The sequence below is a fragment of the Govania unica genome (assembly GCF_027920805.1).
Taxonomy (GTDB): domain Bacteria; phylum Pseudomonadota; class Alphaproteobacteria; order Sphingomonadales; family Govanellaceae; genus Govanella; species Govanella unica.
In genome coordinates this window covers 526,311-548,602 of record NZ_JANWOI010000002.1, presented here as the reverse complement: position 1 = coordinate 548,602, position 22,292 = coordinate 526,311, and the positions used below count along the sequence as shown (strand labels likewise).

22 protein-coding genes and 2 tRNA genes are annotated in these 22,292 nt (G+C 57.7%); all 24 read right to left on the bottom strand.

The features are described from left to right. Positions 1-8: 8 nt before the first annotated feature. Positions 9-1,319, bottom strand: coding sequence for a proline--tRNA ligase (gene proS / locus NYP16_RS07280; RefSeq protein WP_274943454.1), 1,311 nt, complete (start codon positions 1,317-1,319; stop codon positions 9-11). Between the two features lie 111 nt (positions 1,320-1,430). Further along, on the bottom strand, positions 1,431-1,844 hold the full coding sequence (locus tag NYP16_RS07275) for a hypothetical protein (RefSeq protein WP_274943453.1): 414 nt from the start codon (positions 1,842-1,844) through the stop codon (positions 1,431-1,433). A gap of 1,104 nt (positions 1,845-2,948) precedes the next feature. Then, positions 2,949-3,200 carry a DUF1467 family protein gene (locus tag NYP16_RS07270; RefSeq protein WP_274943452.1) on the bottom strand — a complete coding sequence of 84 codons (252 nt, stop codon included), beginning with the start codon at positions 3,198-3,200 and terminating at the stop codon, positions 2,949-2,951. 40 nt (positions 3,201-3,240) lie between these two features. Then, positions 3,241-3,645 (bottom strand): methylmalonyl-CoA epimerase, encoded by a 405-nt coding sequence (gene mce, locus NYP16_RS07265; protein ID WP_274943451.1) that lies wholly within the window; start codon positions 3,643-3,645, stop codon positions 3,241-3,243. A 36-nt stretch (positions 3,646-3,681) separates the two neighbouring features. Continuing rightward, a complete protein-coding gene (locus tag NYP16_RS07260) occupies positions 3,682-5,337 on the bottom strand; it encodes a ribonuclease J (protein WP_274943450.1) in 1,656 nt (551 codons plus the stop codon). Beyond that, positions 5,338-6,105 carry a type III pantothenate kinase gene (locus tag NYP16_RS07255; protein ID WP_274943449.1) on the bottom strand — a complete coding sequence of 256 codons (768 nt, stop codon included), beginning with the start codon at positions 6,103-6,105 and terminating at the stop codon, positions 5,338-5,340. Positions 6,106-6,144: 39 nt separating this feature from the next. Beyond that, positions 6,145-6,867, bottom strand: a complete 723-nt coding sequence (locus tag NYP16_RS07250; protein ID WP_274943448.1) for a biotin--[acetyl-CoA-carboxylase] ligase — start codon at positions 6,865-6,867, stop codon at positions 6,145-6,147. Positions 6,868-6,879: 12 nt separating this feature from the next. Then, the gene (gene nuoN, locus NYP16_RS07245; RefSeq protein WP_274943447.1) at positions 6,880-8,337 is read right to left on the bottom strand and encodes an NADH-quinone oxidoreductase subunit NuoN; all 1,458 of its coding nucleotides are present in this window, start codon (positions 8,335-8,337) and stop codon (positions 6,880-6,882) included. After that, a complete protein-coding gene (locus NYP16_RS07240) occupies positions 8,334-9,857 on the bottom strand; it encodes an NADH-quinone oxidoreductase subunit M (RefSeq protein ID WP_274943446.1) in 1,524 nt (507 codons plus the stop codon). Before NYP16_RS07240 ends, nuoN begins: the two co-directional genes overlap by 4 nt. A 3-nt stretch (positions 9,858-9,860) precedes the next feature. Continuing rightward, on the bottom strand, positions 9,861-11,795 hold the full coding sequence (nuoL, locus tag NYP16_RS07235; protein ID WP_346742492.1) for an NADH-quinone oxidoreductase subunit L: 1,935 nt from the start codon (positions 11,793-11,795) through the stop codon (positions 9,861-9,863). A gap of 7 nt (positions 11,796-11,802) precedes the next feature. Then, positions 11,803-12,111: an NADH-quinone oxidoreductase subunit NuoK gene (gene nuoK / locus NYP16_RS07230; protein WP_274943444.1), complete on the bottom strand. Its 309-nt coding sequence runs from the start codon at positions 12,109-12,111 to the stop codon at positions 11,803-11,805. A gap of 1 nt (position 12,112) precedes the next feature. Beyond that, complete coding sequence (locus tag NYP16_RS07225) at positions 12,113-12,724, bottom strand: NADH-quinone oxidoreductase subunit J (RefSeq protein WP_274943443.1); 612 nt, start codon at positions 12,722-12,724, stop codon at positions 12,113-12,115. A 14-nt stretch (positions 12,725-12,738) separates the two neighbouring features. Continuing rightward, a complete protein-coding gene (gene nuoI / locus NYP16_RS07220) occupies positions 12,739-13,227 on the bottom strand; it encodes an NADH-quinone oxidoreductase subunit NuoI (RefSeq protein ID WP_274943442.1) in 489 nt (162 codons plus the stop codon). A gap of 4 nt (positions 13,228-13,231) precedes the next feature. Then, positions 13,232-14,281 carry an NADH-quinone oxidoreductase subunit NuoH gene (nuoH, locus tag NYP16_RS07215; protein WP_274943441.1) on the bottom strand — a complete coding sequence of 350 codons (1,050 nt, stop codon included), beginning with the start codon at positions 14,279-14,281 and terminating at the stop codon, positions 13,232-13,234. Further along, positions 14,274-16,334 (bottom strand): NADH-quinone oxidoreductase subunit NuoG, encoded by a 2,061-nt coding sequence (gene nuoG / locus NYP16_RS07210; protein WP_274943440.1) that lies wholly within the window; start codon positions 16,332-16,334, stop codon positions 14,274-14,276. The genes nuoH and nuoG overlap by 8 nt, the downstream gene beginning before the upstream one ends. Positions 16,335-16,348: 14 nt before the next feature. After that, entirely contained in the window at positions 16,349-17,644 is a 1,296-nt protein-coding gene (nuoF, locus tag NYP16_RS07205; RefSeq protein WP_274943439.1) for an NADH-quinone oxidoreductase subunit NuoF, read from the bottom strand. After that, complete coding sequence (gene nuoE, locus NYP16_RS07200; RefSeq protein WP_274943438.1) at positions 17,644-18,267, bottom strand: NADH-quinone oxidoreductase subunit NuoE; 624 nt, start codon at positions 18,265-18,267, stop codon at positions 17,644-17,646. The genes nuoF and nuoE overlap by 1 nt, the downstream gene beginning before the upstream one ends. Further along, on the bottom strand, positions 18,264-19,442 hold the full coding sequence (locus NYP16_RS07195; RefSeq protein ID WP_274943437.1) for an NADH-quinone oxidoreductase subunit D: 1,179 nt from the start codon (positions 19,440-19,442) through the stop codon (positions 18,264-18,266). The genes nuoE and NYP16_RS07195 overlap by 4 nt, the downstream gene beginning before the upstream one ends. Before the next feature lie 11 nt (positions 19,443-19,453). Further along, complete coding sequence (locus NYP16_RS07190; protein ID WP_274943436.1) at positions 19,454-20,074, bottom strand: NADH-quinone oxidoreductase subunit C; 621 nt, start codon at positions 20,072-20,074, stop codon at positions 19,454-19,456. A gap of 15 nt (positions 20,075-20,089) precedes the next feature. Next, positions 20,090-20,656, bottom strand: coding sequence for a NuoB/complex I 20 kDa subunit family protein (locus NYP16_RS07185; RefSeq protein ID WP_274943435.1), 567 nt, complete (start codon positions 20,654-20,656; stop codon positions 20,090-20,092). Beyond that, positions 20,647-21,012 carry an NADH-quinone oxidoreductase subunit A gene (locus tag NYP16_RS07180; protein ID WP_274943434.1) on the bottom strand — a complete coding sequence of 122 codons (366 nt, stop codon included), beginning with the start codon at positions 21,010-21,012 and terminating at the stop codon, positions 20,647-20,649. The genes NYP16_RS07185 and NYP16_RS07180 overlap by 10 nt, the downstream gene beginning before the upstream one ends. Before the next feature lie 228 nt (positions 21,013-21,240). Beyond that, a tRNA-Asp gene (locus NYP16_RS07175) sits at positions 21,241-21,317 on the bottom strand. Between the two features lie 151 nt (positions 21,318-21,468). Continuing rightward, positions 21,469-21,999: a GNAT family N-acetyltransferase gene (locus NYP16_RS07170; protein ID WP_274943433.1), complete on the bottom strand. Its 531-nt coding sequence runs from the start codon at positions 21,997-21,999 to the stop codon at positions 21,469-21,471. A 132-nt stretch (positions 22,000-22,131) separates the two neighbouring features. Continuing rightward, a tRNA-Val gene (locus NYP16_RS07165) sits at positions 22,132-22,207 on the bottom strand. Positions 22,208-22,292 lie beyond the last annotated feature (85 nt).

Sequence of the window (22,292 nt, the reverse complement as noted above, 5' to 3'; positions counted from 1 at the left end):
TGCTCACGTCAGCCAATAATTTTGGCCAGAGCCGCCTCAGCCGAAAGCTCTTCCTTCTGGCCGCTGCGGCGATGCTTCAATTCCACGACGCCGTTTTTCAAGCCGCGCGGGCCAACCATAAGCTGCCACGGCACCCCGATCAGATCGGCGACCGCAAACTTGCCACCCGGCCGTTCGTTGGTATCGTCATAAAGCACTTCAACACCGGCGTTTTCGAGCTGTTCGTAAAGCCCGTCACAAGCGGCAACGCAGTCCGCGTCATCGCCCCGGAGATTAAGCAGCGCCACCTTGAAGGGTGCCACGGACTCGGGCCAGATGATGCCATTCTCGTCATGATTGGCCTCGATCAGCGCCGCCACCACGCGTGACACGCCAATCCCGTAAGACCCCATCTCCACATGAACGTCGGAGCCGTCGGGACCGGTGACTTTAGCCCCCATGGCTTTTGAATATTTGGTGCCGAAGTAAAAGATATGACCGACCTCGATGCCCTTGGCATGACGCAGGTTCTCAGCCGGGATCGGGCAAGTGGCGGGATCGTGCTTTTCCGTCTCCATGGCGTAAAGCGACTGCAGCTTCTCCACCGTCTCGCCGAAATTGCTACCGCCGGTGGCGAGCTTCGCAAGCTCGATACCTTCGATGGCGACGTCATAAAAGATATCGCTTTCGCCGGTCGAGGCCAGAATATGGAATTCATGGCTGAGATCGCCGCCGATGGCCCCCGAATCCGCACGCACCGGGATTGCCACCACACCAAGGCGGGCAAAGGTACGCAGATAGGCGAGATACATGGCATTATAGGACTTACGCGCACCGTCGAAATCGAGATCGAAGGAATATGCGTCCTTCATCAGGAATTCACGACCGCGCATAAGGCCGAAGCGCGGGCGCATCTCGTCGCGGAATTTCCACTGGATATGATAGAGATTCTTCGGCAGATCACGGTAGCTTCTGACCGTGTTGCGGAAAATATCGGTGATCATTTCCTCATTGGTCGGACCGAACAGCATCTCGCGCTCATTGCGGTCCTCAAACCGCAGCATTTCCTTGCCGTAATCGTCATAACGCCCGCTTTCGCGCCAGATGTCCGCCGACTGAATGGTCGGCATCAGGACTTCGATGGCGCCGGCGCGGTTCTGTTCCTCGCGCACGATCTGCTCGACCTTTTTCAACACCCGGAGCCCCAGTGGCATCCAGGCATAAATCCCGGCGCTGGTTTGCCGGATCATCCCGGCCCGCAACATCAAACGATGCGACATGACCTGAGCTTCGGCGGGGTTTTCTTTAAGGATCGGCAGAAAATAGCGGCTGAGACGCATGAAATCAGACCCAAGTGCTTATGAAAAAAACGCAAAGCCACGCGACGCGCGACCGCGGCATCATAGCGGCGTGATCATAAAAGCGCTACTTTTCCGTCAGCAAAATAGGCGCTATTTGCGCTTTCGAGCCCCCGCACTCGCCACACAGGCGTCCCGCATGCCCCGGACCTCATCGCCGCCGAGCCGCTCGCCATCGAAATAAACCACTCCGTCCCTGACCGCGATCGTCCCGATCACGCCTTCGGCCCCGATCGGACGGCGCGACCCGTCCGGACGAATGGACAGGCGGCGGTCAAGATCAACTCGGAGCGGCAAATCGAAATTGCGCACCCGGTCATTGAAATCCGGACCGGAGCGCAGATCGGCCGGAACGGTCCCCGGCCCCGTCTCAGGCTTATAGGTCACATCCTCATCAGGTTCGTGACGCGTCAGGGCCTGACAATCATCGCTCCGCAACAGAATGCTGTGATCGGAAAATGCAACGGACTTGACGGTCCGGTTGGTGATAGTCCCTGACTTGGGCACGGGCTCAACACCGCTCTTCGCAGTATAGGTTTCCGCAGAGGCCATAGACGCCATGCAAACAGCCGCAAAGCCCACAAACAGCTTAATCCCCACAGAACAGATAGAGTATTTTGTATTCACCACCAATTGTGTGTCCCTTCCGCCACATATCCAAAAATAGTACCATTACGCTATGAAACACTCAATTTTGCGGGATGACAGCATAAAAAACCTCGACTACCGTCTTCTTCGACAGGCACGTCTGAGGGCCCAAGTTTGGGGAGGTCCATAATAATAAAACGGCTAACCGGCCATACAATAAAAAAAGACATCAGGTAAAAAAACGACAGGGGCAAGGTTCTACGGAACCTTGCCTTTCGTCATTTCAGACCCCTTCCGTATCAGACCACAAAAAAAGAAAAGCCGTTCATCTTGCGATGAACGGCCAGTCGTTCTCAGGGGTTACAGATACTCTGGGGGAGACTCTGGCCGGACATTGCCCGGGAAATCCGTGATTGCGGAGCAAGCCCATGAGGCTGTTCCTCCACGATCGAAAAACTCATCAACTGCGCCGGGCCCTGCCATCTGGCCTGCCATCTGGCGGCAGGGTCCAAAGCGGAAAAAACCGGGATCACATATTCCGTCATCATCCGGGACCGCGAGTTCACCATTTGCCGCGAAGTCCCCTGAAACAAAGGAGCCAATCGCACAACCCGACATCCGGCGACCAAAGATATCGCGGGATGACATAGGTCAGACAAAGGGAACTGATCGATCAAGTGATGCATATGCATTCCTACCTGGAGAAAGGACACAACGTCTTACTCGGGCGGACTCATTTTTTCTCTTACCAGCTTAAGGCCACTAAGATACTAAACTGCAACACTTACTATCCTTGGATGCATTATTTATGACATTAATTCATATAATCTCAAAGCAAAATAAACAGAAAGTCTAATTTATTTGGCCTATGCCTTTTCAGGCCCCTCCAGCATCCCCGCCGAGCCGATTCCGACCCAAGGATATAGACTCTATGACTTTTATGATTGAGAGCAGTACAAACAAAAAAGGGACGGCAAGCCAAAGGCCGCCATCCCCACGAGCATAAGCCGGATCGAGCTGCGCTTAATCCGGACGGAAGCTGAACAAATCGTATTTCTGCGCCAACCAGAACAGAACCCAGATCGCCACAGAGGCCACTGTGGCCACCACCATTTTCCATTTGATTCCGGGATTGACCGGCGCGCTTTCCTCAGTCCCTTCGGGACGCTCCACCCCCGCCTCTTCATGTGTCTTCACACCGATTGGCAACAGGGTGAAAAACACCAGCCACCAGGCGATGGCAATCACGACAATGGGGCTGATAATGTCCAGCATACTGTTGATCCTCACTCATAAAACCGCCGATTGACGGCCGTTATACCTGTTCAATTTCGACCAGCGTCCCGAACATATCCTTAGGATGCAGGAACAGCACCGGTTTGCCATGAGCGCCGATTTTCGGCTCCCCATCGCCAAGCACACGGGCGCCAGCTGCCTTCAACTGATCCCGCGCGACCAGAATATCCTCGACCTCATAGCAGATATGATGCACGCCGCCAGCCGGATTGCGTTCAAGAAAATTGACGATCGGCGACTTGTCCCCAAGCGGGTACAACAGCTCGATCTTGGTGTTCGGCAGCTCCACAAACACGGTCACAACACCATGGTCGGGCTGATCCACCGGCTCTGACACCTTGGCGCCAAGGGTCGTGCGATAAAGCGCCATCGCCGCCTCAAGATCCGGCACCGCAATGGCCACATGGTTCAAACGTCCGATCATTCCCTGCTCCTGTCGTTTATTATGATAGCGATGAGGTCAGTCCACCCGCAACAGGTGAACCTTGGTGATGGGGCCCGGCTGCTTGCCGGTGGCATCGCGTGCCACACGACGCACGACCACACGCAGGGCCTCGCTCATGCGATCATCCTTGCGGCGATCGGCCTTGCTCATGCGCTCGATGGCGTCCTCGACAGCGTCAAGGATGTCATCGATCAGATCATCGGCATCCTTTGCAGGCACGCCCTGAAGATCGACACAAGGATCGGCCACAAGCTCCCCGTTCTCGTCGACGGCGACCGCAACCCCCACATAGCCGTGATGCATGATGCGGCGGCGTTCGGCGATTTCAAGCCCGTCGGCCGCGACCAACACCTTGCCGTCAAGGGCAAGACGGCCCGTATCGACCACCTCGATAATCTTCGCGGGGCCCGGCGCAAGTCGCACCACCGAGCCGTTTTCCGCCGTGATCACCTGCGGCACACCCCACTCACGGGCAAAGGCCGCATGTTTCAGCAGATGCCGCGCTTCGCCATGAACCGGCACCGCGACCTGCGGCTTGATCCAGTCATACATCTGTTCAAGATCGCCCTGCCCCGGATGGCCCGACACATGGATAAAGGCGTCCTTCTCGGTGATGACTTCGGCACCGGCTTTCACCAGCTGGTTGATCATGCGCCCAATAGAGATGTCATTGCCGGGGATGATTTTCGAAGAAAACACCACCACGTCACCCGGGCTGATCGATACATGACGATGCTGACCGGCGACGATACGCGACAGCGCCGCGCGCGGCTCGCCCTGACAGCCGGTCGAGATGTAAAGCACCTTGTCCTTCGGCAGATAGCCTGCGTCTTCCTCAGCCACCACCGGCGGCATGTCCTGCAGATAGCCAAGCGAGCGGGCAATCTCCACATTGCGCACCAGCGAGCGCCCAAGCAGGCAGATATGCCGCCCGTTCGCCGCCGCCGCCGCCGCGATCGAATCAAGCCGGGCCACATTTGACGCAAAGGTGGTGACGATCACCCGTCCCTTATGCCCGGCCACCACATCAACCAGACTGTCGCGCACTTCGGTTTCCGACCCGGACCCCTGTTTGTTGAAAACATTGGTCGAGTCACAGATCATGGCAAGAATGCCGGATTGCCCGATGGCCCGAAGCGCAAGCTCGTCCGTCGGCTCGCCAATCACCGGCCCGGGGTCAAGCTTCCAGTCCCCGGTATGAAAAATCTTGCCCACGGGCGTTGTGATCAACAGCGCGTTCGGCTCGGGGATCGAATGGGTCAGCGACACATAATCGACCGTAAAGTCGCCCACCGTCACCTGCCCGCCCAGCGGCACCTCATGCAAAGGCACCTGATCGAGCAATCCGGCTTCCTTCAGCTTGGCCCGCAGGATCGCAATCGTGAACGGTGTCGCATAGACCGGACAACGCAATTGCGGCCAGAGATGCGCGACCGCGCCCGCGTGATCCTCATGGGCATGGGTCACGAACAAAGCCTGAAGCTTGTCGCGCCGTTCGACGATAAAGGCCGGATCCGGCATGATGACCTCAATCCCCGGCAGATGATCATCCGCAAAGGAAATCCCAAGATCGATCATGATCCAACGATCATTGTAGCCATAGAGATTGAGGTTCATCCCAATCTCACCAGTGCCGCCAAGCGGCACGAATAAAAGGTCTTTGCTGGTCATTTACTTCTTCAATTGGTTAAGCTGGTAAATCATACGTAGCCCCTTGATGGTCAGCTCCTGATCCACCGCTTCGATCACGTCGGTCGCACTATAAAACAGCGTGGCGAGACCACCGGTCGCGATCACTTTCATAGGTGCGCCATATTCGGCCTTGATGCGCGAGACAATCCCCTCGATCAGGCCCACATAGCCCCAATAAACCCCTGACTGCATGGCCGGGACGGTTGCCCGCCCGATCACCCGCTCCGGCCGCTCGACCGCGATACGCGGCAATTTGGCAGCCGCCATATGCAGCGCCTCCAGCGACAGATTGATGCCGGGTGAAATGACCCCGCCGATATAGGCGCCCTCCTCATCGACCACATCAAAAGTGGTCGCCGTGCCGAAATCCAGAATCACCAGGGCGCCACCATAGATATCGTGAGCGGCGACCGCATTAACAAGACGGTCGGCCCCCACATCCTGTGCCTTGACCGCGATGCCAAGATCAACCTCCGCCGCCCCAATCACCAGTGGCTCGCATTGGAAATAGCGGCGGCACAGCAACTGAAGCGGAAACAGAGTCTGCGGCACGACGGTGGCGATGATCGCCCCGGTGATGCCCTCAGGCTTCAAATTCTCAAGCTGCATCAATTGAATGAGCCAGACCATATATTCGTCAGCCGTACGATTGCCGACGGTGGAAATACGCCAACGATGACGTACGCCATCCTCGCTCATAAGCGCGAAGACCACATTGGTATTACCGGCGTCAATGGCGAGCAGCATGGTCATCCCTCAGTGTAAGCGCCCGGATTATGGAAAGGTTCATAACAAAAACACATCGCCGGCGGCGACCCGTTCCTCACGCCCGTCAGCGCAATCGACTATAAGCGCCCCGCTTGGGTCAAGGTCACGAAAAATGCCCTCGAACTCGCGGGTTTCAAGCCGAACCCGAACTTTTTCCCCAAGCCCCGAGGCTGCGTCCCGCCAGGCCGCACGAATGGCCGCAAAGCCGCTTGTGCGCCAAACCGTCAACCACTGCTCAAAAGCATCCGCGAGCGCCCCAAACACCGCCTCCACATCCGCCGTGCCCCCCTGAGCCACAAGCGACGTCGCCGGCGTCTCCATCCCGTCGGGGAAGTCCGTCACATTGATGCCGATGCCGACCACCACCCAGCGCGATCCGCCCTCGCCCTCAAGCAACAGGCCTGCCACCTTGCGGCGGCCGATCAACACGTCATTCGGCCATTTACAGGTCACGGGCGGCGCGCCCGGCGGCAATTGCGCCCTGACAGCATCGCGCGCGGCCAAAGCCGCCACAAACGACAATTCGGCCACCCGCGCAGACGGACAGGCCGGATCAATCAGACGCGAGGCATAAAGATTGTCACTATCGGACACCCAGGCCCGGCCGCGACGACCGCGCCCGCTGGTCTGCCGACGAGCAACGATCCACAGATCCTGAAACGCACCGGCCGAGACCCGTCTCCGGGCCTCGGCACTGGTGCTGTCAAGACTGTCGTGGACTTCGCAGGCGACGGCGGTCATACGCCGTCCGCCTTAAGGTACCAAAGCCGCGGCCGCCGTAGCGGCAGGCACGACGATGGTCGACGGTGCAAACACGAAACAGACGGTGACAAAAGCCGTCGCCGCAAGAACCACATTGAGCGTCTTGCCGGACGAAGCTTCGAACCGCACGGTCGGGGCGTCAAAATACATGACCTTGACGATCCGCAGGTAATAGTAAGCGCCAATAACGCTCGCGAGCACGCCCAGAACGGCCAGCCAGATCAGCCCGGCATGGACCGCCGAAATGAAGATATAGAACTTGCCGAAGAACCCGGCGAGCGGCGGAATGCCGGCCAGCGAGAACATGAACACCGCAAAGGCCGCAGCCAGCATCGGACGCGACTGGGCCAGCCCCGCAAGATCCGAAATATTTTCGGTGGCGGTCCCATCCTCACGCCGCATCGCCAGAATGCAGGCGAAGGCGCCGATGTTCATGGCAAGATAAATGGCCAGATAAACCAGCAGCCCCTGCACGCCTTCATGCGTTCCGGCGGCAAGCCCGACCAGCGCATAGCCCACGTGACCGATCGAGGAATAAGCCATCAGACGTTTGATATTGGTCTGCACGATAGCCGCAACCGACCCGAGAACCATGGAGGCAAGCGACAGAAACACAATGATCTGACGCCATTCATGGGACAAATCCGCAAAGGGATCGAGCACCACGCGGGCAAACAGCGCCAGTGCTGCAATCTTCGGCGCCACGGCAAAGAACGCCGTCACCGGGGTCGGAGAGCCTTCATAGACATCCGGCGTCCACATATGGAACGGCACCGCCGAAACCTTGAACGCGAGCCCCGCCGCCAGGAACACGATACCAAAGATCATGCCGATCGGAGCCTTATAACCCTCAACCGCAAACACCTGCGCCAGCATTTCGAAATTGGTGGTGCCGCTGAAACCATAAACCAGCGAGCTGCCATATAGCAGCATGCCCGACGACAGCGCCCCCAGAACGAAATACTTCAAACCGGCTTCGGTCGATACAGCGCTATCGCGACGGATCGCCGCCAGCACATAAAGCGCAAGGCTCTGCAGCTCCAGACCCACATAAAGCGACAGCAGGTCATTGGCCGACACCATCATGCCCATGCCAAGCGCGGCCAGAACGATCAGGATCGGATATTCAAAGCGCATCATGCGCTCGGCCTGCAGATAGCCGGTGGACATGACCACGGCCAGCGCCGAGGCAAGGAACACCAGAAGCTTCGCAAAACGCGTGAACCCGTCGACGATGAACATATCGCCAAAGGTCAGGGTATGTGCCATCGGCTGATTAAGAGTCAGCAGAAATGCTCCAACCAGAAGTGCCGCCGCACCCCAGGTCACGACACGGTTGGCCACCTCCTCGCGGGAGAAGACGCCAAATACCAGCAGCACCAGCGATCCAACAGCCAGAAGGATTTCCGGATAGGCCGGGCCCAAAAGCGGGATGGCAGCCAAAGTCATTGAGCAGTCTCCAGAAGCACAGTTTTCTTCACGGCACCCGCCGCATTGGCCGTCTCGTGCTGCACCAGCAGATTTTCAACCGACTTGTGCAGGAAGTCCGTGAAGGACGCGGGATAAATACCCATCCAGAACACGATCACCAGCAGCGGAGCGAACATCAGAACTTCGCGGCGATTGAGATCGAGAATGGATTTCAGATCCTCTTTCACAAGGTCACCAAAGATGACCCGGCGATAGAGCCACAACATGTAAGCCGCACCAAGGATAAGACCGGTAGCCGCCCCGAACGCGACCCAGGTGTTGACCTGATAAGCCCCGATCAGCACCAGGATTTCACCAATAAACCCGCTGGTCCCCGGCAGGCCCACAGCTGCCATGGTGAACACCATGAACACCAGCGCATATTTGGGCATACGGTTCACAAGACCACCATAACGGGCAATCTCGCGGGTATGGATACGGTCGTAAATCACGCCGACACACAGGAACAGCGCGCCTGACACGATCCCGTGGCTGAGCATCTGAATGATGCTGCCTTCGACGCCCTGCTGATTGAAGGTGAAGATGCCGATGGTCACGAAGCCCATATGGGCAACCGACGAATAGGCGATCAGCTTCTTCATGTCATCCTGCACCAGCGCCACAAGCGAGGTGTAAACCACCGCCACGACACTCAGCACAAAGATCAGATTGGCAAAGTCGACGGACGCAACCGGGAACATCGGCAGCGAGAACCGCAGGAAACCGTAACCGCCCATCTTCAGCAAGATCGCAGCAAGCACCACGGACCCCGCCGTCGGCGCTTCCACGTGGGCGTCCGGCAACCAGGTATGCACCGGCCACATCGGCATCTTGACTGCGAAGGATGCGAAGAACGCAAGCCACAGCCATTTCTGGATGCCGGGGTCAAAGCTGTGATGCATCAGCGTCGGGATGTCCGTGGTCCCGGCATCGAGATACATATAGATCAGCGCGATCAGCAGCAGAACCGACCCGAGCAGCGTGTAAAGGAAGAACTTGAAAGCCGCATAAATCTTCCGCGGACCGCCCCACACACCGATGATAAGGAACATCGGGATCAGACCGGCTTCAAAGAAGATATAGAACAGCACCAGATCGAGCGAACAGAACACGCCGATCATCAGCGTCTCAAGCACCAGGAACGCGATCATATATTCGCGAACCCGCTGGCCGATGGATTCCCAGCTGGCGAGGATACAGATCGGCATGATCAAGGTCGTGAGCAACACGAACAGCACCGAGATGCCGTCAACCCCCATATGGTAGCTGATGGCGCCGCTGATCCAGTTCACCCGTTCTTCAAACTGGAAGGCCGAGGTGCCGCGGTCAAACTCGAACCACAGCACAAGCGACAGGGCAAAGGTGATGACCGTCGTCCAAAGCGCAACCTGACGTGCCCCCGCCGCCACGCGATCCTTGTCGCCGGGCAGAAGGAGAATGATCAGCGCGCCCAGAAGCGGCAGGAAAGTGACTATCGAAAGTATTGGCATACCACTCATCGATTACGCTCCGCCTACCATGAACCAGGTGACGATGGCCGCCACGCCAATCAACATGGCGAAGGCATAATGATAGACATAGCCCGACTGCAAACGCCGCGCCCGGTTGGACAGATCAAGCACAACCGCCGAAACCCCGTCCGGACCAAGTCCGTCGATGGTCAGGCCGTCGCCCTTCTTCCAGAATAACCGGCCGAGTGCCTTGGCCGAACGAATGAACAGGACGTCATAGAGTTCGTCGAAGTACCATTTGTTCAACGAGAACTTATAAAGCGGTTCCTGCGACTTCGCGAGGGCGACCGGCACCGAAGGTGCCTTGATATAGAAATACCAGGCCAGCGCAAAGCCAAGGATGCTCATCACAAGCGGCGAAAGCTTGACCCACTCGGGCACGTGATGGGCATGCTCCATGACGTTCTCGCCCTTAAGGAACAAGGCGGAACCCCAGAAATCAGCATAATGCACGCCGACGAAGTAAGGCGCGAAGATAAAGCCCGCAACCACCGCACCCGCCGCGAGGATCATCAGCGGAACGGTCATGACCAAAGGCGATTCATGGATGTGATGCATAACGTCCTGGCTCGCCCGTGGCTTGCCGTGGAAGGTCATGAAAATCAGACGCCAGGAATAGAATGAGGTCATGAAGGCAGCGACGATGCCAAGCGCAAAGGCATATTCACCCACAGCCGAATGAGCCGCAAAGGCCGATTCAAGGATCATGTCCTTCGAATAATAGCCGGAGAAGAACGGCACACCCGTCAAGGCCAGCGTCCCGATCAGCATCATGGCATAGGTCAGCGGAATCTTTTTCCAGATGCCACCCATGTTGCGCATGTCCTGCTCGTCCGACATGGCATGGATCACCGAACCGGCGCCAAGGAACAACAGCGCCTTGAAGAAGGCATGGGTAAAGAGATGAAACACCGCCGCGCCATAAGCACTGACGCCCAGCGCAAAGAACATGTAACCAAGCTGCGAACAGGTCGAATAGGCGATCACGCGCTTGATGTCGTTCTGGGTCAGACCGACGGTCGCCGCGAAGAAGGCCGTGCTCGCCCCCACAATCGTCACCACCTGCAAAGCAACCGGCGACAGCTCAAAGAGCGGCGAACAGCGTGCAACGAGGAACACGCCCGCCGTCACCATGGTCGCGGCATGGATAAGCGCCGACACCGGGGTCGGGCCTTCCATGGCGTCCGGCAGCCAGGTATGCAACCCAAGCTGGGCCGACTTACCCATGGCGCCCACGAACAGCAACAGACAGATGGTGGTCAGCGCATCGACTTCCCAATTGAGGAAGACGAACTTGTGACCGACATATTTATGCGCTTCGGCGAACACCGTATCGATATGCATCGACCCGAAGACAAGGAAGATCGCCCCAAGCCCCAGCACAAAGCCAAAGTCACCCACCCGGTTGACCACGAAGGCCTTGATGGCGGCGGCATTGGCCGTCGGCCGATTGTACCAGAACCCGATCAGCAGATAAGACGCGAGACCGACGCCTTCCCAGCCAAAGAACATCTGGATAAAGCTGTTGGCCGTCACCAGCATCAGCATGGCGAAGGTGAACAGCGACAGATAAGCCATGAAGCGCGGCTTGTCCGGATCATGGCTCATATAGCCGACCGAATAGATATGAACCAGGGAAGACACCCCGTTCACCACCACCAGCATGACCGCCGTCAGGGTATCGATCTTAAGCGCCCAGGAGACCTGGAACGTGCCGACGTCAAACCATTTGAGGATTTCGACTTCGTATGTTTTGCCGCCGATCGCCACGTCAATAAAGACGAACACCGACAAAACCGCCGAAATCACCAGCGCGCCGCAGGTCACAAGCTGCGAGCCACGATCGCCGATCTTGCGGCCGAACAAGCCAGCAATGATTGCCGCGATCAGCGGCAGGAAGACAATAGCTTGATGCATGGTCGTTATGTCCCCCTCAGCCCTTCATGCTGTTGATATCATCAACAGCGATGGTGCCGCGGTTGCGGAAATAGATCACAAGAATGGCAAGGCCGATAGCCGCCTCGGCCGCCGCGACCGTCAACACGAACATGGCGAAAATCTGCCCCACCAGGTCATTGAGATGGTTCGAGAAGGCCACGAAATTGATATTGACGGAAAGCAGAATGAGTTCGATCGACATCAGAATGATGATGACGTTCTTCCGGTTAAGAAAGATGCCCAAGACGCCGAGCGTGAACAGGATCGCTCCGACGGCGAGATAATGTGCGAGACCGATTTCCATGTCAGATCCCCTGCCCTGGCTTCACGTTGCGACTTTCCACGGCGTCGCCGCGTGTGCGGCTGTTCTGAGCCGAAATGTTCTGCTTCTTGACCCCCGGACGCTTGCGGTGGGTCAACACGATGGCCCCGATCATGGCCACCAGCAAGATCATGCCCGCAGCCTGGAACAGATAGACATAATGGGTATAAAGCAGATTGCCGATGGCAACCGTATTGCTCACCTGATCCAGATCCGGCGTCGGTGCAAGCGTGGTCCCGGCGGCCGGCAGTTCAATGGACCGCCCGGTCAGAACCATCAGAAGCTCAATCAGCAACACAATCCCGATCAGCGCGCCGATCGGCAGATAGCGGGAGATGCCTTTGCGCATTTCCTCGAAATCGATGTCGAGCATCATGACGACGAACAGGAACAGAACCGCGACCGCGCCCACATAAACGATGACCAAAATCATCGCCAGGAACTCAGCCCCAAGCAGCAGGAAAAGACCGGCCGAATTGAAAAAGGCCAGAATGAGAAACAACACCGAATGAACGGGGTTCCGTGACGAAATCACCATGAACCCGGACAGGCAGGTGATGACGGCAAAGAGGTAAAAGCAAAAACTCAGGATCATTTCGCTGATACTCCTTACCGGTACGGCGCGTCAGCGGCGATGGCGGCAGCGATTTCACGCTCCCAACGGTCGCCGTTCGCAAGCAACTTGTCCTTGTTATAGAACAGTTCCTCGCGGGTTTCGGTAGCAAATTCGAAATTCGGGCCTTCGACAATGGCATCCACCGGGCAGGCTTCCTGACAGAAGCCGCAATAGATGCATTTGGTCATGTCGATGTCATAACGCGTGGTGCGGCGGCTGCCGTCCTCCCGCGGTTCGGCTTCGATGGTGATGGCCAGTGCCGGACAGATCGCCTCGCAAAGCTTGCAGGCAATGCAACGTTCTTCACCATTCGGATAGCGGCGCAGCGCGTGCTCTCCCCGGAACCGCGGCGACAGCTTCCCCTTTTCATAGGGGTAGTTGAGCGTCACCTTGGGACGAAAGAAATATTTCAAGGTGAGCCACATCGCTGCGACGAATTCCGTCAGCAGGAAGGCTCGGGTTGTGCGAACCAGAGATGACATCGCCTTATCCCTTCGTCGGCAACAGGTCGAAATAAACAAGGAAGCCTGCGGTCAGCACCACCCAGAACAGCGAGAAGGGCAAGAACACCTTCCAGCCAAGGCGCATCAGCTGGTCATAGCGATAGCGCGGAACGGAGGCCTTGATCCAGGCGAAGACAAAGAAGAAGAACGCGATCTTCAACAGGAACCAGATGATCCCCGGCACCATGGTGAACGGTGCGAACGGCAGGATCGGATCCCAGCCGCCAAAGAACAGCACCGAGATCATGGCGCACATCAACAGGATGTTGGCATATTCGCCAAGGAAGAACAGCGCAAAGGCCATGGACGAATATTCGACCTGGTAGCCCGCCACAAGCTCGGCTTCCGCTTCGGGAAGATCGAACGGCGGGCGGTTGGTCTCGGCCAGTGCCGAAATCAGGAACACGATGAACATCGGGAACAACCAGATGAAATACCAGTTCCAGATGCCGCCCGACTGCGCCTTGACCACGTCCGACAGATTGAGCGAACCGACGCAAAGAAGAACGGTGACGATCACCAGACCGATGGAGACTTCATAAGACACCATCTGCGCCGCCGAGCGCATCCCGCCCAGAAACGCATATTTGGAGTTCGACGCCCAGCCCGACATGATGATGCCGTAGACCCCAAGCGACGAAATCGCGAACAGATACAGCACGCCCACGTTGATATTGGCCAGAACCAGATTGGCATCGAATGGAATAACCGCCCAACCGATAAGCGCCAGCGTGAAGGTGATCATCGGCGCAATCAGGAACACGCCCTTGTTCGCGCCCGCCGGAATGATGGTTTCCTTGAGGAACAGCTTCAAACCGTCGGCAAAGGATTGCAAAAGACCAAAGGGACCGACCACGTTCGGACCGCGACGCATCTGCATGGCGGCCCAGATCTTACGGTCAAAATAGACCGCGAAGGCGACTGCAATCAAAAGCGGCAGCGTGATCGCCAGAACAAGCACGATGTACCAGACCAGCGTCCCGACATACAGCCCAAGCGCGCCGTTCAGATATGTGGTTACAGCATCAACCATGGGTCCCGGTCGCCTCCAGCTGATCAGCCTGCATAGCGTCACGGCATTCGGCCATGATCAGCGACGCGCGGCAGATCGGGTTGGTCATATAGTAATCTGTCACGGACAGCGTGAGCGGCTCCGAACCGAGCGTCCCGGCAGTCCCGAACGCACCCCAGGCCGTCGCCGGCAGCATATCAAGGATCGCAAGCGCAGGAGCCGCGGCTTCCATCCGGCCACGCAGCTGCGCCAGATTGTCGAACGGCAGACGATGACCGATCACATCCGAAAGCGCCCGCAGAATGGTCCAATCCTCACGCGCGTCACCCGGCGCGAACACGGCGCGAAGCCCGCGCTGCACCCGGCCTTCGGTGTTGACATAAGTCCCGGATTTTTCGGTATAGGCGGCACCCGGCAGGATCACATCGGCATGATGCACGCCTTCGTCACCATGGGTGCCGAGGTAAACCACAAACGCAGATTTCAAGGCACAGGTGCGGATTTCATCGACACCAAGCAGGAACACGGCCTTGACGTCGCCCTTTGCCGCGCCATCCATAATGCCCGCCACATCGCGGCCACCAGCCCCCGGCACGAAGCCGAGATCAAGACCGGCAACCCGGCTCGCTGCGGTATGAAGCACGTTGAACCCGTTCCAGCCGTCGACCACCATATGTTTGTCGGCAATGCTGCGCGCAAGCGCCAGAAGCGCCGCCCCGTCAGCCCGCGACAAGGCATTCTGGCCGATGATCAGCATCGGCTTTTTCGCATCCGCCAGCACCTTGGCAAAGGGATGGCTGCCGTCTGCGATGGCTGCAAGCACGCTCACATCACTGCCAAGCTCATCAACCGGATAGGTCAGATCAAGCGCCGGGCCGACATTCGCAATCTTGAACCCGCCACGGCGGAACCGCGCCCGCAGACGCAGATTGATGATGGAGGCTTCATGACGCGGATCGGTACCGATCAGCAGACAGGCGTCGGCCTCTGCAATCCCGGCAATCCCAGTATTGAACAGATAGCCAGCCCGACTTGACGCATCAAGCTTCGCGCCATCCTGACGGCAATCGAGATTGGCGCTGCCAAGCGACTGCATCAGGGATTTCAGAGCAAACATGCTTTCCGCATCGGCCAGATCCCCGGCGATGGCAGCAATCTGATCGCCCGTGAGACCCTTCAGATTTTCGGCAATGGCGGCAAAAGCCTCGTTCCAGGTCGCAGCCTGCAACTTGCCGTCTTTCCGCACATAAGGACGGTCCAGACGACGACGACCGAGGCCGTCATAGACAAAGCGTGTCTTGTCCGAAATCCATTCCTCGTTCACATCTTCATGCAGACGCGGCAGAACGCGCATCACCTCGTTGCCCCGGGCATCGACGCGGATATTCGATCCGACGGCGTCCATGACATCGATGGTTTCGGTCTTTTTCAGCTCCCACGGACGCGCCGTGAAGGCATAAGGCTTCGAGGTCAGCGCTCCAACCGGGCACAGATCGATGACGTTGCCGGACACTTCCGACGCCAGCGTCTTTTCCAGATAGGTGGTGATTTCCATATGCTCGCCACGGCCAACCGCGCCGAGATCCTCCACACCAGCGATTTCCGTCGCAAAACGCACGCAGCGGGTACAATGGATGCAGCGCGTCATCACAGTCTTGATGAGCGGCCCCATATGCTTTTCTTCGACCGCGCGCTTATGTTCGTCATACCGGCTGTCGCCAGCGCCATAAGCAACCGACTGATCCTGCAGATCGCACTCCCCGCCCTGATCGCAGATCGGGCAATCAAGCGGATGGTTGATCAGCAGGAACTCCATCACCCCTTCACGCGCCTTTTTCACATAGGGCGTGTTGGTATGGATGACCATTCCGTCACCGGCCGGCATGGCGCAGGACGCGACCGGCTTCGGCGATTTTTCCATTTCCACAAGGCACATACGGCAGTTGCCCGCGATCGACAGGCGCTCGTGATAGCAGAAACGCGGCACTTCCGCGCCGGCTGCTTCACAGGCCTGGAGCACGGTGGCACCAGCCGGAACTTCTACCTCAAGGCCATTTACTGTCAGCTTCGGCATCGCGAAACGTCTCCTTAAGCCGCCTGGGTCGCGCGACGCGCGGCTTTATATTCCTCGATGCGACGTTCCACCTCGGGGCGGAAATGACGCATGAGGCCCTGAATCGGCCAAGCCGCAGCATCACCCAAAGCGCAGATCGTATGACCTTCGATCTTTTTGGTGACATCCAGCAGCGTGTCGATTTCCGATTGTTCCGCCCGGCCAATGACCAGACGTTCCATCACCCGCCACATCCAGCCGGTGCCTTCACGGCACGGCGTGCACTGGCCGCAGCTTTCGTGCTTATAGAATTCCGAAAGCCGGGCGATGGCCTTCACCACGTCGGTGGATTTGTCCATGACAATGACCGCCGCTGTGCCCAGACCCGACTGCACATTACGCAAGCTGTCGAAATCCATCAGAACATCGTCGCAGATCGATTTCGGCAGCAACGGTACCGAAGATCCACCGGGAATGATCGCAAGCAAGTTATCCCAGCCGCCACGTACGCCGCCCGCATGTTTCTCGATGAGTTCACGGAGCGGAATGCCCATTTCCTCTTCGACGTTGCAGGGATTGTTCACATGGCCCGAAATGCAGAACACCTTGGTGCCCGTATTGTTCGGACGGCCAAGGCTCGCGAACCATTTGGCGCCGCGACGCAGAATGGTCGGGGCAACGGCAATGGACTCAACGTTATTAACAGTGGTCGGGCAGCCATAAAGGCCGACGTTCGCCGGGAACGGCGGCTTCAGGCGCGGCTGGCCCTTTTTACCTTCAAGGCTCTGGATCAGCGCTGTCTCTTCGCCGCAGATATAAGCCCCTGCCCCGCGATGAACATAAACTTCAAAGTCATAGCCCGAGCCGCAGGCATTCTTGCCCAAAAGCCCGGCTGCCCGCGCTTCGTCAATGGCCGCGTCGAGGACATTCGCTTCCTGCACGAATTCGCCACGAATATAGATATAAGCGGCGACGGCATTCATGGCGAAGCCAGCGATCAGGCAGCCTTCGATCAGCTTATGCGGATCATGGCGCATGAGATCGCGATCCTTGCAGGTCCCAGGCTCGCCTTCGTCGGCATTGACCACAAGATAACTCGGACGGTCAGCGGACGATTCCTTCGGCATGAAGGACCATTTAAGACCGGTCGGGAAGCCCGCGCCGCCACGGCCGCGCAAGCCCGAATCCTTCATTTCGGAAATGATCCAGTCGCGACCTTTTTCAAGGATCGCCTTGGTGCCGTCCCAATCGCCACGCTTGCGCGCCGCGTCGAGGGACCAGCTCTCAATGCCGTAAAGATTGGTGAAAATACGATCCTGATCGCTCAGCATTAGGCTTGGCCTCCCTTACCCGGCTGCGTCCCGGACGTCGTCAGGGTCGTCGGTCCGCCCATGGGCGCCGAGGTCTGACGGTCGATCTGCGGCCCAGGCTTTGGCGTCTCGCCGCGCCGGATCGCATCGATCATGCGGACGGTTCTGTCATAATCGAGGTCTTCATAATAATGATGCTTATAGGCAATGACCGGCGCATTCACACAAGCCCCGGCGCATTCCACTTCCAAAAGCGTGAATTCACCGTCCGCCGTGGTCTCGCCGAAATTGATGCCGAGCTTGTCCTTGCAGGCGCGCACCACATCGTCCGACCCCCGCAGCCAGCAAGGCGTCGTGGTGCAGACTTCGATCACATTCCTGCCCACAGGATTGAGGTTATACATCGAATAGAACGACGCCACCTCAAGCACTCGGATATAGGCCATGTCGAGCATATCGCCGACATATTCCATCGCTTCCTTGGTCAGCCAGCCGCCGCCCTGCTCCTGCGCACGGGTCAGAAGCGGCATCACCGCGCTGGCCTGGCGACCGGCCGGGTATTTGGCAATCTGCCCCTTCGCCCAGTCGAGATTTTCGGGCGTAAAGACGAAGGCTTCGCCCGTTGAAACCACATGCAAGCTCATCGATCGACCTCACCAAACACGATATCAAGCGATCCGATGATCGCCGGAATGTCGGCCAACATATGCCCCTTGGCGAGGAAGTCCATGGCCTGAAGATGGGCAAATCCGGGCGCCCGGATTTTACAACGGTAGGGTTTGTTCGATCCGTCGGACACGAGATAGACACCGAATTCGCCCTTCGGCGCTTCAACGGCGGCATAGACCTCGCCCTCGGGGACCTTGAAACCTTCGGTATAGAGCTTGAAATGATGAATGAGCGCTTCCATCGAACGCTTCATCTCGCCGCGTTTCGGCGGCACAACCTTGCGGTCCTCCGACGACACCGGACCGCCTGGCATGTTCTGAATGCACTGACGGATGATCTTCAGGCTCTGACGGACTTCATCCAGCCGCACGATATAGCGATCATAACAATCGCCATGCTTGCCGACGATGACGTCAAAATCCATCTCGGAATAGACTTCATAGGGCTGTGCGCGACGCAGATCCCAGGCCACGCCCGAGCCGCGCAGCATGACGCCCGAAAAGCCCCAATCCAGCGCGTCGGCAAGGCTCACCACCCCGATATCGACGTTGCGCTGTTTGAAGATGCGGTTTTCGACCAGCAGAACTTCGATATCTTCCAGAACCTGCGGGAAGGTCTCGGTCCAGGACATGATGTCGGCAAGAAGTTTCGGCGGCAGGTCCTGATGGACCCCGCCCGGACGGAAATAAGCGGCATGGAGCCGCGCGCCGGACGCCCGCTCGTAAAACTCCATCAGCTTTTCGCGCTCTTCAAAGCCCCACAGGATCGGGGTCAGCGCGCCAACATCCATGGCATGGGCCGTCAGATTCATCAAGTGATTGAGAATACGGCCGATTTCCGAATACAACACGCGGATATATTGCCCGCGCTTCGGCACTTCGAGCTGCAACAGCTTCTCGATCGCCATCACAAAGGCATGTTCCTGATTCATCGGCGCCACATAGTCGAGGCGGTCGAAATAAGGCATAGCCTGAAGATAGGTCTTATACTCGATCAGCTTTTCAGTCCCGCGATGCAGCAGCCCCACATGCGGGTCCGCGCGCTCGACGATTTCGCCGTCAAGTTCCAGCACCAGGCGCAACACGCCATGGGCCGCCGGATGTTGCGGACCAAAGTTGATATTGTAATTTTCGATATTGGTTTCGGTCATGACCCGCGCCCCTATTTCGACCCCTGCCCGGCTTTTTCATCGCCTGGCAGGATGTATTTGGCGCCTTCCCAGGGGCTCATGAAATCAAATGTGCGGAATTCCTGGGTGAGCTTCACGGGTTCATAAACCACGCGCTTTTCTTCCTCGCTATACCGAAGCTCCACATAGCCCGTCAGCGGGAAATCCTTCCGGAGCGGGAAGCCCTGGAAGCCATAATCTGTGAGAATCCGGCGCAGATCCGGATGACCCGAGAACAACACGCCATACATGTCCCAAGCCTCACGCTCGAACCAGCTTGCGGTGCTGTAGACGCCCACAACCGACGGCACCGGCGTTTCAGCGTCGGTCATGATCTTGACCCGCAGCCGCAGATTACGATGCGGGCTCAGCAGGTGATAGACCACGTCGAAACGCTGTTCACGTTCAGGATAATCGACCCCGCAGAGGTCCATCAGCTGCTTCGCGAGCACACGGTCGTCATCGCGGAGAAAGGTCAGAACCTTCTCGATCGCCGCGCCCCGGGCGGTCAGCGTCAGTTCGCCAAAGGCGACGACAGCACCGACAACATCCCCCGGCAAAGCCGCGACAATGTCCGCACCCAGTTGTTCAAGCCTGTTTTTGGTCTCGCTCATCAAAGTCCCGCCCAATCAGCGATCAATGGAGGAAGTGCGACGGATCTTGCGCTGCAACTGAAGGATGCCATACAGCAACGCCTCAGCCGTGGGCGGACAGCCCGGCACATAGATATCCACCGGCACGATCCGATCGCAGCCGCGCACCACCGAATAGGAATAGTGGTAATAGCCGCCGCCATTGGCGCAGCTGCCCATGGAGATGACATAGCGCGGTTCCGACATCTGGTCATAGACCTTGCGGAGCGCGGGAGCCATCTTGTTGGTCAGCGTCCCGGCCACGATCATGACGTCGGACTGACGCGGGCTCGCCCGCGGAGCGACGCCAAAGCGCTCAAGATCATAGCGCGGCATGGAGGAATGCATCATCTCGACCGCACAGCAGGCAAGACCAAAGGTCATCCACCACAGCGACCCCGTCCGCGCCCAGGCGATCAGGTCATCAAGCTGGGTGACGATAAAGCCCTTGTCGGCCAGTTCGTCCGAGATGGTCTTGTAATAGGCATCCGTGGTGAGGGCATTGACATCACCAGGCGCAAGCGGGCCCGAAGCCCCCGGGTTTGCCGGAACGTTCACTCCCATTCCAGGGCTCCCTTCTTCCATTCATAGATGAATCCGACGGTCAGGATCCCAAGGAAGATCATCATCGACCAGAAGCCAAACAGACCGATCCCGCCGAGCGATACCGCCCAGGGAAACAGAAAGGCCACTTCAAGATCAAAAATGATGAAAAGGATCGAAACCAGATAGAAGCGGACGTCGAACGGACGGCGGGCATCATCAAACGCCGCAAAGCCGCATTCATAGGCCGAAAGCTTCTCACTATCCGGATTGTTCGGCGCCACCAGCATGGGCAACACCACAAAGACCAGAGACAAAGCAACTGCCACCCCAAGAAAGATCAGGATCGGCAAATATTCAAGCAACAGGCTTTCCATTAAGCGCTCCTCTGTCCGGTCCGCAGAGCCCAAGAACTCAGGCAAGACAATCAATAGAAAACAGGGCCAGGACCGGCACCGATGCTGGCATCTCTTTAGAACAAATTGCCTTGAAAGGAAAGCGGTCTCAGCTGATTTTTTTGCGATGCCAAACAACAAAAACCAGGCAAAAACCGTCCGGTTTTTCCTGGTTGATCATACATCATTACGCAACATCATAGAAGAAATTGGCGGGAGTGACGGGACTCGAACCCGCGACCTCTGGCGTGACAGGCCAGCGCTCTAACCAACTGAGCTACACCCCCGCTGTGTGGTGTGAGCAGGTATTTAGGCCACCTATCCAATACTGTCAACGCCTTCCTGCAACTTTTTTAAAATATTGAAAAACTGGCAGTTTTCAGCGGGTTTCACAGGTCTCGCCGAAAGCCAAATTCGCCCTTCCCAAAGCCCATAAAATCACGCTCTCGGGGCTCCCGGAGTATCCAGAATACGCTGCATGAACACAAGATCGAGCCAGCGCCCGAACTTATGCCCAACCTCCGGCAGATGCCCGACTTTTGAGAACCCGAGCCGTTCATGAAAGTGAATCGAGGCGGCATTGTCGGCATCGATCCCCCCGATCATGGCATGCTTGCCAAGCGCAAGCGCCGGGGCAAACAATCCTTCAACCAGAGCCCGCCCAACGCCCCTGCCCCGGCAACCGTCCTGCACATGAACCATATGCTCGACCGTGAAGCGATAGCCCCACCAGGCCCGGAAATCGCCAAAGGACGCAAACCCGAGAATCTCTCCCCCCGCCTCCGCCACCAGCACGGGATAACCACTACGCCCGCGCTCCTCAAACCAGGCCCTGCGATTGGCAAGATCCACCGGCTCGCAAGTATAGACAGCGGTCGAAGTGGCAATAACATAGTTATAAATCGCAAGGATATCAGGAAGATCCCGCACGGCCGCCGCCCGCACCTGAAGGTCGTCACTCACAGTCATCGGATCATCCCTTGAGTCGGCAAAACACAAAAAAACCGGAACGCGGCAAGTATGCCTCAGATCCGGTCTCTGACAATGCGGTCGAATTTTTCAGGAGATTTGCAAGACTGTGAGGCGGGATCCACGAAGGCGTGGTGGGCGATGACAGGCTCGAACTGCCGACCCTCTCGGTGTAAACGAGATGCTCTACCAACTGAGCTAATCGCCCGCTTCACAATCACTTGCGCGCTCTGAGTAGCACCCGGCGCCAAGACTGTAAAGACACTTCCAAACAGTTTTTTCAAATTGCCGCA

Excerpts from the sequence above, each read along its gene's own strand:
- nuoI (WP_274943442.1), bottom strand. The coding sequence starts at position 13,227 with ATGTCATCTCTGGTTCGCACAACCCGAGCCTTCCTGCTGACGGAATTC.
- nuoN (WP_274943447.1), bottom strand. The coding sequence starts at position 8,337 with ATGACTTTGGCTGCCATCCCGCTTTTGGGCCCGGCCTATCCGGAAATC.
- NYP16_RS07260 (WP_274943450.1), bottom strand. The coding sequence starts at position 5,337 with ATGACCAGCAAAGACCTTTTATTCGTGCCGCTTGGCGGCACTGGTGAG.
- NYP16_RS07180 (WP_274943434.1), bottom strand. The coding sequence starts at position 21,012 with ATGGAAAGCCTGTTGCTTGAATATTTGCCGATCCTGATCTTTCTTGGG.
- proS (WP_274943454.1), bottom strand. The coding sequence starts at position 1,319 with ATGCGTCTCAGCCGCTATTTTCTGCCGATCCTTAAAGAAAACCCCGCC.
- NYP16_RS07170 (WP_274943433.1), bottom strand. The coding sequence starts at position 21,999 with ATGACTGTGAGTGACGACCTTCAGGTGCGGGCGGCGGCCGTGCGGGAT.
- nuoE (WP_274943438.1), bottom strand. The coding sequence starts at position 18,267 with ATGAGCTTGCATGTGGTTTCAACGGGCGAAGCCTTCGTCTTTACGCCC.
- NYP16_RS07240 (WP_274943446.1), bottom strand. The coding sequence starts at position 9,857 with ATGAGTGGTATGCCAATACTTTCGATAGTCACTTTCCTGCCGCTTCTG.
- nuoG (WP_274943440.1), bottom strand. The coding sequence starts at position 16,334 with ATGCCGAAGCTGACAGTAAATGGCCTTGAGGTAGAAGTTCCGGCTGGT.
- NYP16_RS07255 (WP_274943449.1), bottom strand. The coding sequence starts at position 6,105 with ATGCTGCTCGCCATTGACGCCGGTAATACCAATGTGGTCTTCGCGCTT.
- NYP16_RS07250 (WP_274943448.1), bottom strand. The coding sequence starts at position 6,867 with ATGACCGCCGTCGCCTGCGAAGTCCACGACAGTCTTGACAGCACCAGT.
- nuoH (WP_274943441.1), bottom strand. The coding sequence starts at position 14,281 with ATGGTTGATGCTGTAACCACATATCTGAACGGCGCGCTTGGGCTGTAT.
- NYP16_RS07190 (WP_274943436.1), bottom strand. The coding sequence starts at position 20,074 with ATGAGCGAGACCAAAAACAGGCTTGAACAACTGGGTGCGGACATTGTC.
- NYP16_RS07225 (WP_274943443.1), bottom strand. The coding sequence starts at position 12,724 with ATGATCCTGAGTTTTTGCTTTTACCTCTTTGCCGTCATCACCTGCCTG.
- mce (WP_274943451.1), bottom strand. The coding sequence starts at position 3,645 with ATGATCGGACGTTTGAACCATGTGGCCATTGCGGTGCCGGATCTTGAG.
- nuoF (WP_274943439.1), bottom strand. The coding sequence starts at position 17,644 with ATGCTGAGCGATCAGGATCGTATTTTCACCAATCTTTACGGCATTGAG.
- NYP16_RS07195 (WP_274943437.1), bottom strand. The coding sequence starts at position 19,442 with ATGACCGAAACCAATATCGAAAATTACAATATCAACTTTGGTCCGCAA.
- NYP16_RS07185 (WP_274943435.1), bottom strand. The coding sequence starts at position 20,656 with ATGGGAGTGAACGTTCCGGCAAACCCGGGGGCTTCGGGCCCGCTTGCG.
- nuoK (WP_274943444.1), bottom strand. The coding sequence starts at position 12,111 with ATGGAAATCGGTCTCGCACATTATCTCGCCGTCGGAGCGATCCTGTTC.
- NYP16_RS07270 (WP_274943452.1), bottom strand. The coding sequence starts at position 3,200 with ATGCTGGACATTATCAGCCCCATTGTCGTGATTGCCATCGCCTGGTGG.